The following is a 15,670-nucleotide window of genomic DNA, read 5'->3' as shown; positions in this document are numbered from 1 at the left end:
GTGTCCTGAAATCGCCCCGCAATAATTATGTTAAGCCGTTTACATTTAAATTAGCGCAGCGGACTCGGTTTGCCGATTAAATAGCCCTGCACCAGATCGCAGCCCAGCGCCTGCAGCGAGGCCAACTGCTCTTCGGTCTCCACGCCTTCAGCCACAATACGCATATGCAGGCTCTTTCCCATGCTGATAATCAGGCGCACGATATCCAGATCGTCTTTTTGCTCCGGAATATTAATAACAAACGAGCGGTCGATTTTGATTTTGTCGAACGGGAAGTAGCTTAAACGTGACAACGAAGAATAGCCGGTACCGAAGTCATCGATGGAGATTTGAATGCCCTGCTCGCGCAGCTGGCTGAGAATTTCCAGCGAACGGGTGTTCTCATTGAACACGTCCGACTCGGTGATCTCCAGATCCAACCGTCGCGGGTCGAGGCCAGTCTGCTGCAATACGCTGATAATGGTGTCGGTCAGCGAGGTGTTCATCAGCTGAATCGGCGAAACGTTGACCGAGACCTTGAGCGGCGTCGCCCAGCTGGCCGCTTCGGCACAGGCGGTTTTCAGCACCCACTCGCCGAGGGCATTGATAAGGCCGATTTTCTCTGCCACCGGGATAAACACCGTCGGCGGCACGGCGCCGCGCACCGGATGGAACCAGCGAACCAGCGCTTCGTAGCCGTAGATTTCGCGCGTGACGGTATCGGCGATCGGCTGGTAGTAGACTTTGAATTCGTCATGGGATAGGGCCTGCAGCAGATCGTCTTCAAACGATTTATTCTCCTGCAGACGCTGCAGCATCCCCGGCCGGAAGATTTGTACATGGCCGCTGCCCTCTTTTTTCGCCTCATACAGCGCGAGGTCGGCGCACTTGTACAGATAATCGGTCCGGCTTTCGCCATCAGAGATCACGATCCCGATGCAGGCGTCGATATTAATCTGCGCATCGTAGATCTGATAGGGCTGGCTGATCTTCTCCCGGATAACATTGGCCCGCTCGAGGGCCATCTCTTCGGTGAGATCGTAAGAGAGCATCGCGAACTCATCGCCGCCGAGGCGATACAGCGTCTCAGAGGTTTTACGGAAAAAAGAGAGGCGGCTGGCCAGATCCTGCAGCAGCTTATCGCCGGCGTCATGGCCGAGGGTATCGTTTACATCCTTAAAGCTGTCGAGGTCAAAAAGCATCACCACGGCGCATCCGTTATAGGGACGCACCTGATTGACGATCTCCTGCAGACGCTGCCAGAAAGAGAGACGGTTTGGCATACCGGTCAGCGAATCATGGTAGGCGTCGTACTGCAGACGACGGTTCTGCACCTGCAGCTTCTCTTTCGAGACCTGCAGATCGTTGGCCAGGGTTTTCATACGAACGTGGGCGCGCCGCAGATTATTATTCTGCCGCAGCATCAGCAGCCCGAGGGTAATACACATGGCGATCAGCAAAATGGAGATCACCGAGTAGATATAATAGAGATGCTGAATTTTATCATGGGTGATATTAACGATATTAATATCTTGCGTCAGCGTGGCGGCCGCCATTGAGGTCAGGGGACCATCCAGCTCGCTTAACACCGGCAGGATCGCTTTAACCTGTGCCGGCGTCATGGTGTCAACTTGTTTATCAAGCAAATGAAGATTGCGGATCAGCGTGGCGACCACCGCCTTCCGCTGTTCGCTTTTATTAATAAAGCGACCCAGATCGCCCTGCTGCAGAAGTTCGATCTGGCTCATCATGATCTCGAGGCGCAGGCGCACCTCATCGTGGTCCGCCCCTTCGGCCCCAATCGCCATGCCCGCCAGACGAGACTCCAGTCGCATATATTCCGATACCATCTGCGACATTGACCACGAGTCCGTATAGCGGGTAAATTTTTGCAACTCACTTTGTCGCTCATGCACCAGATAAGTAATATATCCAGTAACAATAAACAACGACAAAATAATAGCCGTGAGTATTCGATTCAAGATCCAACCCTTACTCTATAATAATCTTAGAAACTTGCCAGGCCGATCGGGAATAATAGATCTGGTTCTGTAATTCAGCACTGCTGTCGTAAGGGTAGACGATAAATAACGGGCCTTTATCCCGAACGCGCATATATTCGCCGTTCATTTTTAACGCCATAATGACCGGGAATTTATAAAAATCGTCCATCGGGATAAGGGTGGTGTAGTCGTTGAGCGCCAGCACGCGGACGGATTGGCCTTTAGCGCCGACTAAATCCATGAGTTTATTAAGGGGAATGCCATCAAAACGGACCTTCCCGGTGTACCAGGGGGTGGTGGTTTCCACCGTCTTCATGCCCAGTTTTTCCAGCATCGCGAGATCAAAAACCGCCTTGTCACCGACGTTCGTATTTCCGATTTTCCCGGAAATGGTCAGTACAGGTTTTCCTGTCGGCGCAGGCAGTTTTTCAGCATAAGCAGAAGGCAACATGACAGAACAAAATAAAACTGCAAGAAGTAGACGCATTTAACTCACCATTCCAGAGAAGGAGACATGTTAAGTGTAAACCATTTACGTCAATTCTTAAAAGGTGCTCCTCTTTGTTATCCGTTGATTTAATTAAAAGTATAAGCTGGCTGGCAAATTGCCAGAATGTTTAGTAAAGGGTGTGATTTCGCCCGCCTTTCCGGCCGCTTATTTTTGCACCAGTTCTCCGCTTAGCAGGCAAACTACTTTCCTCCACGGCGGGCGGCATGGGGCAGCTTTGCCGGCGCCGTGGTCGACTGGTACGATTTTCTTCTCTATGGCATTACCGCCGCGCTGGTGTTCAACCGCGAATTTTTCCCGCAAATCAGCCCGGCGATGGGCACCCTTGCCGCATTTGCCACCTTCGGCGTCGGGTTTCTTTTTCGCCCGCTGGGCGGGATTATCTTTGGCCACTTCGGCGACCGTCTCGGGCGCAAGCGGATGCTGATGATGACCGTCTGGATGATGGGTATCGCCACCGCCTGCATCGGCCTGCTCCCGTCGTTCAGCCAGATCGGCTGGTGGGCGCCGGTGCTGCTGGTATTCCTGCGGGCGGTTCAGGGCTTTGCCGTCGGCGGCGAATGGGGCGGCGCGGCGCTGCTCTCGGTGGAGAACGCCCCGAAGGGAAAAAAAGCCTTTTACAGCAGCGGCGTGCAGGTGGGCTACGGCGTCGGCCTGCTGCTCTCCACCGGGCTGGTATCGCTGATCAGCAGCCTGACCACCGACGAGCAATTTCTCAGCTGGGGCTGGCGCTTACCCTTCCTGTTCAGCGTGGCGCTGGTCCTGATTGCGCTGTGGATCCGTAACGGTATGGCCGAATCGCAGGAGTTTGAGGCCCAACAGCGCCAGACCAACGCGCCGCAGGTGAAAAAGCGGCTGCCGGTGGTGGAAGCCCTGCTTCGCCATCCCGGGGCGTTTTTACTGATTATTGCCCTGCGGTTGTGCGAACTGCTGACCATGTATATCGTTACCGCCTTCGCCCTCAATTACTCAACGCAAAACCTCGGCCTGCCGCGCGAGCTGTTCCTCAACATCGGCCTGCTGGTGGGCGGCCTCAGCTGTCTGACTATCCCCTGCTTCGCCTGGCTGGCGGACCGCTTTGGCCGTCGGCGGATCTACATTACCGGGGCGCTAATCGGCACGCTGAGCGGTTTCCCGTTCTTTATGGCGCTGGAGAGTCAGTCCGTTTTCTGGATCCTGTTCTTCGCCCTGATGCTGGCCAATATCGCTCATGATATGGTGGTCTGCGTCCAGCAGCCGATGTTTACCGAGCTGTTCGGCGCCAGCTATCGCTATAGCGGCGCCGGCGTCGGCTACCAGGTAGCGAGCGTAGTCGGCGGCGGCTTTACGCCGTTTATCGCCGCGGCGCTGGTCACCTTCTCCGGGGGAGCCTGGCACAGCGTGGCCCTCTATCTGACCGCGGGATGCCTGCTGTCAGCACTCACCGCGCTGCTGATGAAAAAACGTACCGTCGACTGACCAGCCTTCGGAGGGCGCGACCCGCGCCCTCCGGTAAGGAGAATGCATGTCTTTATTGCCTCTGGCCGACTGCTGGCCACGCCGCTTTACCCCCGCCTCGCTGGCGCTGCAGTTTTGCGAGGACCCCACCCTGGCAGAACAGCCGCTGTTTGCCAAAGCCTGCGCCGGCGAGGCCGTCGCCCAGCTCTGGCAGGCGCCGCAGGGATTCGTGGTGCCGGGGAGCTATCGTCAGTTTGCGGACCTGCCGGCGGTCAGCGCGCATTTTGCCGCGCGGGGCTGGCCGGTATGGCTCCGCCGCTCCGGGGGCGGTCTGGTGCCCCAGGGGCCGGGGATTATCAACCTCAGCCTCGCCTGGCCGGTGCAGCAGCCGCTCGGCGAAGCCGCCGAACCCATCTATCACTCGCTGTGCGCTGTGCTTCAGCGCACCCTCGCGCGCTTCGGCGTTGCCAGCCACCCCCGGGCGGTGAGCGGTTCCTTTTGCGATGGCCGGTATAACCTCGCCTGCGGGGAGGGAGAGGCGGCGCGTAAGATTGTCGGTACCGCCCAGTACTGGCGGCCGCTGACGGCGAGCGGCGGCCATGTGGTGCTGGCCCATGCGGTGATCCTTATTGACGCCGACCTGAGCGCGGCGCATCAGGCGGCGAACGCCTTCGAAGCGCAGCTCGGCAGCGGGCGGGTCTACCGCGCCGACAAAACCGTCACCCTGGCGCAGTTGCTTCCCGGCGAGCGCCATCTGCTCCCCCGATTCAGCGAAGCGCTGGCGCGGGAGCTGGACGCGGCTCGCTGAAGGTTGCTTTCAGGTAGCGGCTGAATGTCTCCACCGCGCGCGACACCCGCGGAGTATAGGGCCGGATGACGTACAGCCGATCGGCGAACACTTCCACCGGCTGCCACGCCGGCAGCAGCTCCTGCACCTGCCCGCGGCCGATGGCCTCCCGGGCGCTAAAATCCGGCAGCAGCGCCACCCCCAACCCCGCCAGCACCGCATCGCGCAGCGACTCGCTGTTGTTGGTGGCGAACGGCCCCTGCACGTTGATGGTCACCCGTTCATCGGGCGTCTGGCGGGAGGCAAACGTCCACTGCGGGCGCTGGGGCCCACGGGGGTAGGTCAGGCACTGGTGATGACGCAGATCGTCAGGCGTCTCGGGGCGGCCATGGCGGCGGATATAGTCGGCGGACGCGACGATCAGCGTCGCGGTGTGGCACAGCGGCCAGGCGACGTGGGTGTCCGGGAGCGCCTCGCGCCGACAGTGGCGGATGGCGAGGTCGAACCCTTCGCTGCCGAGAGAGACCAGCCGGTCGGTCACCTCCAGCTGCAGATGCAGCTGGGGATGCTGATGCAAAAAGGGCGCGATCGCCGGCACCAGCTGTTGACGGGAAAAAGCCACCGGCGCGGTCAGGCGCAGCGTCCCCCGCAGCGGCCCGCCCTCATCGCAAGCGCCGGTGAAAATATCCCGCAGCTGGCCAAACGGCTCATTGAGCTCCGCCACCAGCCGCAGCCCGTCGTCGCTGAGGCTGACGCTGCGGGTGGTGCGATGGACCAGTGTTTTACCGGTCACCCGCTCCAGCTCGCTGATTTTCTGGCTGATGGCCGACTTGCTGATCCCCAGCTTTTCCGCGGCCCGGGTATAGCTTTTCTGCTCTTCCAGCACCGTTAGCCAGTAGAGATGGGCCCAGTAACTCTCCGGACGACTCTCGCTCATGTTGATTGTTCACCAGTAAAAACAATGTATTCAACTATAGCGGTTTTTGCCCGCGACGGCATCGGCTAGCATCTTTATCAGACCGCGATTATTGCCTAACGATAAGGAACACCTGCATGCCATTACTGACATTTGATCTGATTGAAGGCCGTACGGAACAGGAGATCAGAACCCTGCTGGATGCCGCTCATCGCGCCGTGCTGCGCGCCTTCGAGGTACCGGAACGCGACCGCTACCAGATTGTTCACGAAAACAAGGCCCATCATATGGTGATTGAAGATACCGGTCTCGGACTGACCCGCACGCGGGATCTGGTGGTGGTGCGGGTCTATACCAGCCCGCGCAGCGACGCGCAGAAGCAGCGCTTCTTCGCCATATTGCAGGAGGAGCTGGCGGAACACTGCGGCCTGAGCGGCGATGATCTGATGGTGTCGATTATCAGCAACCAGAAAGGCGACTGGAGCTTTGGCCGCGGGGTCGCCCAGTATCTTACCGGCGATCTTTAACCCGCGGCCGGGAGAGCGCTGTCAGCGGCGGCCAGCCGCCGCGATGCGCTGGCGCGCCTGCTGTTCGATATTTTCCAGCAGTTCCTGGACATCGTCTTCGTCAATATCGAGGAACTGTCCTTCCAGCAGCGCGGCGTGAATATCTTCCCGGGTAACCGAAATGCCCAGCGGCACCGTCCGGGATTTGACCTCCTCTGCCGCCAGCGGATGGGGGTAGCGGCGGCCAACCAGATTGTTAAACACGATGGCCAGCAGCGCCAGCATCAGGGAGTTGAGCAGCACCGGCGTCAGCACAAAGTGATAGCCTTCGCTGTGCACCCCGGCGCCGCCGAGGATCGCCGTCAGGGCCACCGCGCCGCCGGGAGGATGCAGGCAGCGCAGAAAATACATTCCGGCGATGGCCAGCGCCGCCGCCAGCCCGCAGGCCAGCGCCGGGTCGGGCACCAGCATACCCACCGTGACGCCGATCAGCGCCGACAGCACATTGCCGCCGACAATCGACCACGGCTGCGCCAGCGGACTGCTCGGCACGCCAAACAGGAGTACCGCCGAGGCGCCCATGGGGGCAATAAACCACAGGTTAACTTCGCCCAGCAGCCAGTGGCTGAACATGCTGGTCACCGCCAGGCCGGTGCCGGCGCCGATGGATCCCAGCACAATATGCCGTCGAGCCACCGGCAGCGCATGCGGCTTCAACCGCCCAAGGAAAATCCGCAGCCGTGAAAACAGGCCCGCGGGAATGACACTCAACATCGCTTTATCGCTCAGATCATAGGAATAACTTATATTTTATTTTCTTTTTTTAACCTTTCATTAACAACCCTGTATTTCGCAGGGGATTGCACGGGCGGCGATTTCCAGGCGGCACAGGGCTGTGAATTCTCGCCCGGACTGATAGAATCCCTTTTCTGTCAGGGGGATACCCCTTTGCGAACTGAAGGTCATAACCCAGTGAATAATAAAATCTCTTTAGCGAAAGAAGTGGCATGGGCCAGCCAGAATATGCCGCGTACCCTGCGCCAGGTCGCCGCCCTGCCCGACCTCAGCGGCGTCCGCCTGGCCTGCTGTATGCACCTCGACATGAAAATGATCCCGCTGGTGCAGGGGATCCTCGACAAGGGCGCTCAGGTCTTTTTAACCACCTGTAACCCCACCACCGTGCAGGACGACGTGGTGGCCTGGCTGGTGGAGCATGGCGCCGAGGCCTGCGCCTGGCGCAATATGAGCGATGCCGACTGGCAACAGTCATGGGAAAAAGCGATCGCCTGGCAGCCGACTCACCTGTGCGAAATGGGAGCCGATATCACCCCCCTCCTCCACCAGCGCGGCGAGTTCGGCAACATCGTGGCGGGTCTGGAAGCCACCGGCTCCGGCGTCAATCGGCTGGGGGATATTCAGCCCGGCTATCCGATCTTTAACTGGGACGATCTGCCGGTCAAAGAGGGGCTGCATAACCGCCATATGGTCGGACTCACCGCCTGGCATACCTTCTTCCAGACCACTCATCTCACCCTGCATGAGAAAAAAGTGCTGGTAATCGGCTACGGCCTGGTTGGCCAGGGCGTCGCGGCGGCGGCAAAAGCTTTTGGCGGCCAGGTGATGGTGACGGAGATCGATCCTGCCCGTCGACTGCAGGCGGCCTATGACGGCTGGCACGTGGTCGATCTCCAGGAGGCTATCGCCTCGGCGGACGTGGTCGCCACGGCGACAGGCGGTAAAAACGTGGTTAATCGCCAGGCGCTGGACCGGGCGAAAGCGGGAGTGTTTATCCTTAACGTCGGCCACGTGGCGGAAGAGATCGACGGCGAATACCTGCGCCAGTATCCTCAGGAAGAGGTGATGCCGTATATCAACGCCTACCGCATGGCTGACAAAACCGTCTACCTGATGGCCAATGGCTCGATGCTCAACCTGACCGCCGGCTTCGGCGACAGCCTGAACGCCTTTGACGTCACCCTGGCGGTGATGGCCAGCGGTATCGGTCATATTGTCAGCGACGGTATGCGCGCCCCGGCGCAGGTTTACCTGCTACCGCAGGCGGTCTGGCAGCAGGCGCTGTAAACCCGGCGCATCGTCGAAACGATGCGCTTTATCTTCAGGACGTTGGCGCGCTATCGGGCAGCACAATGTTGCTCTGCGCCAGGGTCCCCATCTGATGGTACATCGCGCTGGCGGCATCCAGCAGGTGCATGGCCAGCGCGGCGCCGCTGCCCTCCCCCAGGCGCATGTCCATATCGAGATACGGGCGCAGACCCAGCGCGTCGAGGGCGATCCGCGCCCCTTTCTCCGCCGACAGGTGCGAAGGGATAAGATACGGGTGCGCCGCCGGGGCCATGCGGCAGGCCGCCAGAGCCGAAGCGTAGGAGAGGAAACCATCCAGCACCACCGGCAGACCGCAGGAAGCCGCCCCGAGGATCACCCCGGTCATGCCCACCAGATCAAAACCGCCCACCTTCGCCAGCACGTCCAGCCCGTCCGCCGGGTTCGGCTGGTTATAAGCGATCGCCTGGCGCACCACCGCCACCTTATGGCCCCGCTGTGCCAGCGGCAGATTAGCCCCGCAGCCCACCACCGCGTCGGGGTCGCTGCCGGTCAGGACGCTGATCGTCGCTGCCGCCGGAGTGGTATTAGCCATCCCCAGCTCTCCCACGCCAAAGACTTTCACTCCGTCGGCGGCAAGCTGGCGGGTGAAACGCATGCTGGCCAGCAGCACCGTCTCCGCCTGCTGACGGCTCATCGCCGCCGCCCGGGCGATATTCCCGCTGCCGCGGGCCACCTTGAGGTTGATCAGGCCCGGCAGCGGCTCGGCGTCGATGCCGACATCCACCACCTCCACTCTCACCCCGGCCTGCGCCGCCAGCACGCAGACCCCGGTGTTGCCCCGCACCATATTGCCGGCATGAATGGCCGTCACCGCCTGCGGCGAAGGGGTCACGCCTTCATGCCAGACGCCATGGTCGGCGCACATGACCACGATGGCTTTATCGCTCAGCGCCAGCTGCCCCTGCAGCCCCGGCAGACCGGCCAGCTGCACCGCCAGGCTCTCCAGACGGCCAAGGCTGCCGGGCGGCTTTAACAGGCCGTCAATATGCTGCTGCGCGCGCGCCATGCCCGCCACATCGGGCTGCGGAATGGCAGCCAGTAACGCCGAAAGTGTGTCCATTCTGTTCCTCACCGTGGATGCCAGGCCTTACAGTAGCGCCAGTAAAAAGAATAATTCGCCCAGCTCGATCGCCGCTCCGAGGGTATCCCCGGTCTGCCCGCCGAGGGTGCGCTTCAGCGCCCACCCCAGGCCCCCGATCAGCACCAGGGCGATCAGCGCGGCGCGCAGCCCCTGCAGCCCCAGCAGGGCGGTGGCCAGCGCGATCGCTATCGCCAACGTCGTTAGCGTCTGCTGCAGGCTAATTTTGCCAATAAACAGATTGCCCAACCCTTTTTCCCGCGCATAGCGATGGCGATACATCAGCAGTACCGCCATCCCGCGACCGACGGCGCAGGCCGCCGCCAGCGCTGCGATGGGGTTGACATCGCGCAGCAGCAGTTCGCCGACCACCAGCACCTTGGCCACCAGCACAAAAATCAGCGCCAGCCCGCCGTGGGTACCCAGCCGGCTGTCGCGCATGATCTCCAGCATCCGATCGCGGGTGCGGGCGGAGAAGATGCCGTCGCAGGTATCGGCCAGCCCGTCAAGGTGAAATCCGCCGGTGAGCAGCGCCAGCGCCAGCGCGCCGAACAGCGCCGCCAGCGGGACGCCGCACCATGGCTGCAGGAGGTACACCACCGCGCCGGCGATGGCGCCGAGCAGTAAACCGACCAGCGGGAAGGTAACGATACTGCGCTGGTACTGTTCGATCTCCAGCCCCTGGGATAACCGCGCCGGGACCGGCAGACGGCTGATAAACGAGAGTGCAGCAAAGAATGACTTAATCACGTGGGGTTGACTCCTGTCGGCGAAAGCAGCGGAAGAGTTCTGTCGCGCCCGGTCAGCACCTGAGTTTGTCTTCTGGCGAATCGATCGTCGGAGAGGTGAGAGGTGTTGAGATATCGCCCTGACGCCGCTGCGTCAGATGCCCGGCCAGGATGAGAGAAACCTTTCCGATATCAATACGTTTTCGCGGGGCAGTATAGCAAAGAGTCGGTGAGGAGAGGCAGTTGCCGGGACAAAGTTTTCGCAGAAAAAGAGACAGGAGCTGGTAGTGCAGAACAGCCCGGCGACGCTGACCGCCGCCGGACAGCAGGCATTAGCCTTCGACTTTGGCTTCGCCCATCACTTTCAGTTTTTTGGAGATGTCGCGACGCTCTTTGGACAGCTCGGCATTCTTGATGATGTAGTCATCAACGCGGTCTTCGTAATCGCTCTTCATGCTGGCGATGATGCCCTGGATAGCTTCCACGCTCATGCCCGGCTTGATGTAGTCGCTGAGATTGTCCAGCAGCAGAACGCGCTTCTGGTTATCACGGATCTTTTTCTCAACGTCCTGAATTTCACGCTGCAGTTTGTTCTTACGACGGTACAGACGAACAAACTCCAGTACGTCCTGGAAAGAAGGCTTAGTTGTTTCCATTTTTACACCCCTAATAATTGAGATTCGGATTCGTAAAGCGACTGCGTTATAGGGCTAACATAACTGCTAGCAGTCGCTGATGACAATGTTTTTTCCTTTGCGTTTATCATAACCCTAAACGCTGCTGAATCGAAACAACCCATGCTGTTACCCAGCGCATCTGGTGCTTATTTGCGCAATGCGCGGCAGATCAGATGCGACAGCAGCTCCAGCTGGCGTGCCAGTTCAATTGAGAGCCAAACATAGCCATGGATCGGGGTTTCCGCCAGGCTGTCGTCCCCCTGCTCTTTCATCAGCTGGCGCAGTTCGAGGACAATCTCATTCAGCTTTTCATTGTTGGCGCGCACAGGCTGAGGGTTTCCTTCGTACAGCGCGTGGGCGATGGCCAACAGCGTCTGCTGGGTCATCTGCTGCGTCTCGCGTAGGGTGTGCGCATTGAGCATCACGAAGTGACCCGGACGGGTTGCCCACCAGGCGTTAATCTGCAGCTCCAGCATGCACACGAGGTTGCGGCTGACGGTCTGGATAGCCTCGAAGATCGCCTTCTGAATATGCGTCTCTTTGCTGGCGGGAGTGATCAGCCCGCGCATTTTGACGACGTCGTTGAGCGCCTGCTGAAGATGTTTTTCCAGGCGCGGCCGATCCACCAGATTTGGCGAGAAGCCGGCCTGGTAGAGGCGGTTGAAGTTGGTGACGTAGCTGGCCATCTGGATACGCCAGTGGATAAACGCCCGCTGCGGCCAGATACCGGTAAACAGCATTGCCAGCAGCGAGCCGAAGATCACGTCGCCGCTTCGCCACAGCGCGGTATGCATATCGCCGGGCGGCGCCCCGACCACCACCGACAGGGTAATGCCGATCAGCAGCGCCTGATAGGGTTTCTTGCCCAGCGCCAGCCAGCCGCAGAGGAACATTGCCGCTGCGCACCAGAGGACCATCAGCGGCAGGGAGATAAGCTCAAGCTTCAGCGCCACCAGCCCCAGCGCCGAGCCGAGGATCGTGCCGCCGATGCGCTGAAACGCCCGCGGCACGACGTTGCCCCAGAAGGAGATCGGCCCCATCACCACCACCAGGGTGATAAGAGGCCAGGTCCCCTCGGGCACGTTCAGCAGCCGCACCAGCAAAAAGGTGAGCACAAAGGCCAGCGCAATCCGCACACCATGCACCACCCGATAATGGCGATACAAGCGGATCTCAAATGGCTTGAGTGATTTATCAGCGCGCACAACCCTCTCCGGCAAAACGAAAAGGCCAATTGTAACTGCTTTTTCGCCCGGAGCATGCCGGGAATGTAAAAATCCTTGTCCGGAACAGGGGTAAACCGCTACGACGCGACGCGCTCAACGGGGACATACATGTCGATATCCCAGTAGCCGTCGTGGTTGCCGTCGTTAAGATAGACCTCAAAGCAGGGCTGGGGGGCGATGCGATACGCCGTGCTCTGCAGCAGGCTGTCGAAAAACTGCATCCACGGGGTAGCAAAATCGTAATCCACCACTCGCGCGCGGGCGCAGGCGTAATCCCCGCCGGCAATCGCCGCCAGTATCACCCCTTCGCTGTTGGCGGGAATGACGTAATCCTCGTCAACGGCGACCACGGTGGCGCAGCGTAGTTTTTCCGCTGGCACGTCCTCCGGGTTATCGTAGTAGACGGCAAGCCACTCGCGGGCGGGCACCTGATGGTTCTCAACCCACATCATCAGTTGCTCAAACCCCTGCTTGACGGTTTGATCCCAGGGCCCGACCAGATGGAAACCGGCAATGATTTTCTTGCCGAGGGTGGTGACGCTGTAGTTCATCTTGCCTCCTTCGTGAACATATTACTGTATAAATATACAGTTAATCTAGCAGGAGATCCCCCCTCAGTATGTGCGCGAATTCACAGAGTCGCCATTGCGGCTGATGAAAAAAACGGCGATTTTGTCGCCGCGTCTGCCGGGCGGCAGGCGAAAAAAAACCGCCTGCAAAGAGGCGGTTGGCATGGTTACAGCTCGTGGTGCAGGTAATCGCTCATTCGCGAGAACACCCCGCCTTTATTAATGCTTTCGAGGGTGACCAGCGGATAGTGGCCCACGACCTTGTCGCCGTCATACAGCGAAATCTCGCCGACCCGCTGGTTGGCGGCGATCGGCGCCTCCAGATCCTTTTTATCCAGCACGTATTTCGCCTTAATCCGCGATACTTCCGCCTTCGGCAGCGCTAACCAGAAATCTTGATCGGTGCCGAGCTTAATCTGCTCTTTATCGCCGTACCAGATGCGCTCGGTGCCGACCTTCTGCCCCTTCTGCAGCACCTGCACGGTGTCGAAGTTCTGCTGCCCCCAGTGCAGCAGTTTCGCGGCCTGCTGCTCGCGGCCTTTCGGGCTGTCGGCCCCCATCACCACGGCGATCAGCCGGCGCTGGCCATCCACCGCCGAGGCGATCAGGTTGAACCCGGCGCCCGATGTGTGGCCGGTTTTCAGGCCATCGACGTTCATGGTTTTATCCCACAGCAGACCGTTCCGGTTTTGCTGGGTAATGCCGTTCCACGTCAGGCTTTTCTGGCTGTACATGTGGTAGACGTCAGGCTCGCCATGGATAATCGCCCGCGACAGCACCGCCAGATCATAGGCCGAACTGTGCTGGCCCGGGGCATCAAGGCCGTGGACGGTTTCGAAATGGGTGTCCTGCAGATGCAGTTTTTCGACATACTGATTCATCAGGGCGACAAACTGCGGCTGGCCGCCGGCGACATAGTCGGCCAGCGCGACGCAGGCGTCGTTGCCGGAGTCGACAATCAGCCCACGGCTGAGGTCGCGGACGCTGACGCGGTCCCCTGGCTTTAAGAACATCAGGGATGACCCGTCGAACACCGGGTTGCCCTTCGCCCAGGCGTCTTTACCTACGGTGACGATATCGTCAAAGGTGATACGATGGCTGTCGATGGCGCGATCGACCACGTAGCCGGTCATCAGTTTGGTCAGGCTGGCAGGATTACGCTGCTGATGTTCGTTACCCGCGGTCAGCACCTGACCGGTGGTGTAATCCATCAGCACCCAGGAGCCAGCCTGAATGGAAGGCGGCGCGACCGTAGCAGGTAAGTCGACGGCAAATGCGCAGGAAACGCTCGAAGCGAGCAAAGATACAGCAATAAACAAACGGCCTTTCAACGGCATATCCTCTAGATTTACAGATCCGCCGTCCTTTTTACGGAACTTCGCGTTTCATATCAGGGTTTAATTGCAAGAAAATATGACACAGCAGAGGAAGTTGCTTGCCGTTACCCTTCTGATGACCGGGCAAATCGTTTACCATACCGGTCGCACGCCACCACGGATAATGAACAGACTATGCAAGATAGCGTCAACCAGCCCGGATTTTTATTCCACGATTATGAAACCTTCGGCACCAGCCCTTCCCTCGACCGGCCGGCGCAGTTCGCCGCCATCCGCACCGACGCGGAGTTAAACGTGCTCGGCGAGCCCGAGGTCTTTTACTGCAAGCCCGCTGACGATTATCTGCCGCAGCCGCAGGCGGTGATGATCACCGGGATCACCCCGCAGGAAGCGCTGGCCAAAGGGGATAACGAGGCCGCGTTTGCCCGCCGCATCCACGATCTGTTCACGGTGCCGCAGACCTGCATCGTCGGCTATAACAACGTGCGCTTTGACGACGAAGTGACGCGGAATATCTTCTATCGCAACTTCTATGACCCTTATGCCTGGAGCTGGCAGCACGATAACTCGCGCTGGGATCTGCTCGACGTGATGCGCGCCTGCTATGCCCTGCGTCCGGAAGGGATCGCCTGGCCGGAGAATGACGAGGGTCTGCCGAGCTTCCGGCTTGAACATCTGACCGTCGCCAACGGTATTGAACACCAGAACGCCCATGACGCGATGGCCGACGTTTACGCCACCATCGCCATGGCGAAGCTGGTGAAAACCCGGCAGCCGCGGCTGTTTGACTATCTCTACAGCCACCGCAATAAGCGCAAGCTGGCGACGCTCATCGACGTGCCGCAAATGAAGCCGCTGGTGCATGTCTCCGGCATGTTCGGCGCCGCGCGCGGCAACACCAGCCTGGTGGCGCCCCTGGCCTGGCATCCGGAAAACCGCAATGCGGTGATCATGGTCGATCTGGCGGGGGATATGGCGCCGCTGCTGGAACTGGATGCCGACGCCCTGCACGAGCGGCTTTACACCCCGCGCGCCGAGCTTGGCGATCTTCCGGCGGCGCCGATTAAGCTGGTGCATTTGAACAAATGTCCGGTGCTGGCCCAGGCCAATACCCTGCGCCCGCAGGATGCCGACCGGCTGGGGATCTCCATTCAACGCTGTCTGGAGAATGCCCAGCTGCTGCGGGCGAATCCGCAGGTGCGGGAGAAAGTGGTGGCGGTCTATGCCGAAGCCGAGCCGTTCGTGCCGTCCGAAAACGTCGACGCCCAGCTTTACAATGGGTTCTTTAGCGATGCCGACCGCGCGGCGATGAAAATCGTGCTGGAAACCGAACCGCGCAATCTGCCGGCGCTGGATATCACCTTCGCCGACAAGCGCATCGAACGCCTGCTGTTTAACTACCGGGCGCGCAACTTCCCCGGCACGCTCGATGAACATGAGCAGCAGCGCTGGTTAGAACACCGTCGTCAGGTATTTACGCCTGAGTTTTTGCAGGCCTATGCCGATGAGCTGCAGATGCTGTATCAGGAGTATGCGGATGATAAAGAGAAGCTGGCGCAGCTGAAGGCGTTGTGGCAGTACGCTCAGGATATCGTCTGATTGGCAGATATGCCCGGGTTGCGGCTAACGCCTTACCCGGGCTACAAACGATGACCGGGGAGGACGCCTGACCGCAGGCACGCGCAAGCGCAGCGCCGCCGGGCATTGCCTCCCCAGTTCGTGCTTACCTTTTTGCCCGGTGGCGGCTTCGCCTTACCGGGCCTGGACGCTGGTACCAGAGTAGCCCGGGTAAGGC

The 15,670-nt window shown here is 59.9% G+C and carries 14 protein-coding genes and 1 pseudogene; 5 read left to right on the top strand and 10 right to left on the bottom strand.

What is annotated here, in order from left to right:
• Positions 1 to 50: 50 nt before the first annotated feature.
• Positions 51 to 1,961 carry a putative bifunctional diguanylate cyclase/phosphodiesterase gene (locus ACLH1I_RS02325; protein WP_017899687.1) on the bottom strand — a complete coding sequence of 637 codons (1,911 nt, stop codon included), beginning with the start codon at positions 1,959 to 1,961 and terminating at the stop codon, positions 51 to 53.
• Between the two features lie 10 nt (positions 1,962 to 1,971).
• On the bottom strand, positions 1,972 to 2,469 hold the full coding sequence (locus ACLH1I_RS02320) for a molybdopterin-dependent oxidoreductase (RefSeq protein ID WP_017899688.1): 498 nt from the start codon (positions 2,467 to 2,469) through the stop codon (positions 1,972 to 1,974).
• A 216-nt stretch (positions 2,470 to 2,685) separates the two neighbouring features.
• Between ACLH1I_RS02320 and shiA the strand changes: the two are divergent.
• Positions 2,686 to 3,948 (top strand): annotated as a pseudogene (shiA, locus tag ACLH1I_RS02315) (shikimate transporter); the annotation flags it as partial.
• Between the two features lie 46 nt (positions 3,949 to 3,994).
• A complete protein-coding gene (locus tag ACLH1I_RS02310; RefSeq protein ID WP_017899690.1) occupies positions 3,995 to 4,735 on the top strand; it encodes a lipoyl protein ligase domain-containing protein in 741 nt (246 codons plus the stop codon).
• Here ACLH1I_RS02310 and ACLH1I_RS02305 read toward each other — a convergent pair.
• On the bottom strand, positions 4,695 to 5,651 hold the full coding sequence (locus ACLH1I_RS02305; protein ID WP_032456350.1) for a LysR family transcriptional regulator: 957 nt from the start codon (positions 5,649 to 5,651) through the stop codon (positions 4,695 to 4,697). The genes ACLH1I_RS02310 and ACLH1I_RS02305 overlap by 41 nt on opposite strands.
• A 116-nt stretch (positions 5,652 to 5,767) precedes the next feature.
• On the opposite strand from ACLH1I_RS02305, the gene ACLH1I_RS02300 reads away from it, so the two are divergent.
• Positions 5,768 to 6,157: a tautomerase family protein gene (locus tag ACLH1I_RS02300; protein ID WP_004203532.1), complete on the top strand. Its 390-nt coding sequence runs from the start codon at positions 5,768 to 5,770 to the stop codon at positions 6,155 to 6,157.
• Between the two features lie 21 nt (positions 6,158 to 6,178).
• Here ACLH1I_RS02300 and ACLH1I_RS02295 read toward each other — a convergent pair whose 3' ends face one another.
• Entirely contained in the window at positions 6,179 to 6,910 is a 732-nt protein-coding gene (locus ACLH1I_RS02295) for an HPP family protein (protein ID WP_017899693.1), read from the bottom strand.
• Between the two features lie 198 nt (positions 6,911 to 7,108).
• On the opposite strand from ACLH1I_RS02295, the gene ACLH1I_RS02290 reads away from it, so the two are divergent.
• Complete coding sequence (locus ACLH1I_RS02290) at positions 7,109 to 8,218, top strand: adenosylhomocysteinase (protein ID WP_198080165.1); 1,110 nt, start codon at positions 7,109 to 7,111, stop codon at positions 8,216 to 8,218.
• Positions 8,219 to 8,252: 34 nt separating this feature from the next.
• Here ACLH1I_RS02290 and cobT read toward each other — a convergent pair whose 3' ends face one another.
• From cobT to dacD, 6 genes are all read right to left on the bottom strand, one after another.
• On the bottom strand, positions 8,253 to 9,320 hold the full coding sequence (gene cobT, locus ACLH1I_RS02285; RefSeq protein WP_151628745.1) for a nicotinate-nucleotide--dimethylbenzimidazole phosphoribosyltransferase: 1,068 nt from the start codon (positions 9,318 to 9,320) through the stop codon (positions 8,253 to 8,255).
• A 27-nt stretch (positions 9,321 to 9,347) separates the two neighbouring features.
• Positions 9,348 to 10,088, bottom strand: coding sequence for an adenosylcobinamide-GDP ribazoletransferase (cobS, locus tag ACLH1I_RS02280; protein WP_017899696.1), 741 nt, complete (start codon positions 10,086 to 10,088; stop codon positions 9,348 to 9,350).
• Between the two features lie 310 nt (positions 10,089 to 10,398).
• Entirely contained in the window at positions 10,399 to 10,722 is a 324-nt protein-coding gene (locus ACLH1I_RS02275) for a DUF496 family protein (protein WP_002911883.1), read from the bottom strand.
• Positions 10,723 to 10,889: 167 nt separating this feature from the next.
• Positions 10,890 to 11,948, bottom strand: a complete 1,059-nt coding sequence (locus tag ACLH1I_RS02270; protein WP_004203544.1) for an FUSC family protein — start codon at positions 11,946 to 11,948, stop codon at positions 10,890 to 10,892.
• 98 nt (positions 11,949 to 12,046) lie between these two features.
• The gene (gene sbmC / locus ACLH1I_RS02265) at positions 12,047 to 12,520 is read right to left on the bottom strand and encodes a DNA gyrase inhibitor SbmC (protein WP_062914130.1); all 474 of its coding nucleotides are present in this window, start codon (positions 12,518 to 12,520) and stop codon (positions 12,047 to 12,049) included.
• A 185-nt stretch (positions 12,521 to 12,705) separates the two neighbouring features.
• Positions 12,706 to 13,869 carry a serine-type D-Ala-D-Ala carboxypeptidase DacD gene (dacD, locus tag ACLH1I_RS02260; protein ID WP_004203546.1) on the bottom strand — a complete coding sequence of 388 codons (1,164 nt, stop codon included), beginning with the start codon at positions 13,867 to 13,869 and terminating at the stop codon, positions 12,706 to 12,708.
• A 180-nt stretch (positions 13,870 to 14,049) separates the two neighbouring features.
• Between dacD and sbcB the strand changes: the two genes are divergently transcribed.
• Positions 14,050 to 15,474 carry an exodeoxyribonuclease I gene (gene sbcB, locus ACLH1I_RS02255; RefSeq protein ID WP_198080108.1) on the top strand — a complete coding sequence of 475 codons (1,425 nt, stop codon included), beginning with the start codon at positions 14,050 to 14,052 and terminating at the stop codon, positions 15,472 to 15,474.
• Positions 15,475 to 15,670 lie beyond the last annotated feature (196 nt).

Origin of the sequence: Klebsiella sp. 1SOBk10mer (genome assembly GCF_046602535.1) — a bacterium.
Lineage (GTDB): Bacteria > Pseudomonadota > Gammaproteobacteria > Enterobacterales > Enterobacteriaceae > Klebsiella > Klebsiella quasipneumoniae.
Note: the sequence above shows the minus strand (reverse complement) of the source record. Positions and strands in the feature narration are given on the sequence as shown.

Excerpts from the sequence above, each read along its gene's own strand:
- ACLH1I_RS02300 (WP_004203532.1), top strand. The coding sequence starts at position 5,768 with ATGCCATTACTGACATTTGATCTGATTGAAGGCCGTACGGAACAGGAG.
- ACLH1I_RS02320 (WP_017899688.1), bottom strand. The coding sequence starts at position 2,469 with ATGCGTCTACTTCTTGCAGTTTTATTTTGTTCTGTCATGTTGCCTTCT.
- ACLH1I_RS02310 (WP_017899690.1), top strand. The coding sequence starts at position 3,995 with ATGTCTTTATTGCCTCTGGCCGACTGCTGGCCACGCCGCTTTACCCCC.
- sbmC (WP_062914130.1), bottom strand. The coding sequence starts at position 12,520 with ATGAACTACAGCGTCACCACCCTCGGCAAGAAAATCATTGCCGGTTTC.
- cobT (WP_151628745.1), bottom strand. The coding sequence starts at position 9,320 with ATGGACACACTTTCGGCGTTACTGGCTGCCATTCCGCAGCCCGATGTG.
- ACLH1I_RS02295 (WP_017899693.1), bottom strand. The coding sequence starts at position 6,910 with ATGTTGAGTGTCATTCCCGCGGGCCTGTTTTCACGGCTGCGGATTTTC.
- ACLH1I_RS02305 (WP_032456350.1), bottom strand. The coding sequence starts at position 5,651 with ATGAGCGAGAGTCGTCCGGAGAGTTACTGGGCCCATCTCTACTGGCTA.
- sbcB (WP_198080108.1), top strand. The coding sequence starts at position 14,050 with ATGCAAGATAGCGTCAACCAGCCCGGATTTTTATTCCACGATTATGAA.
- ACLH1I_RS02275 (WP_002911883.1), bottom strand. The coding sequence starts at position 10,722 with ATGGAAACAACTAAGCCTTCTTTCCAGGACGTACTGGAGTTTGTTCGT.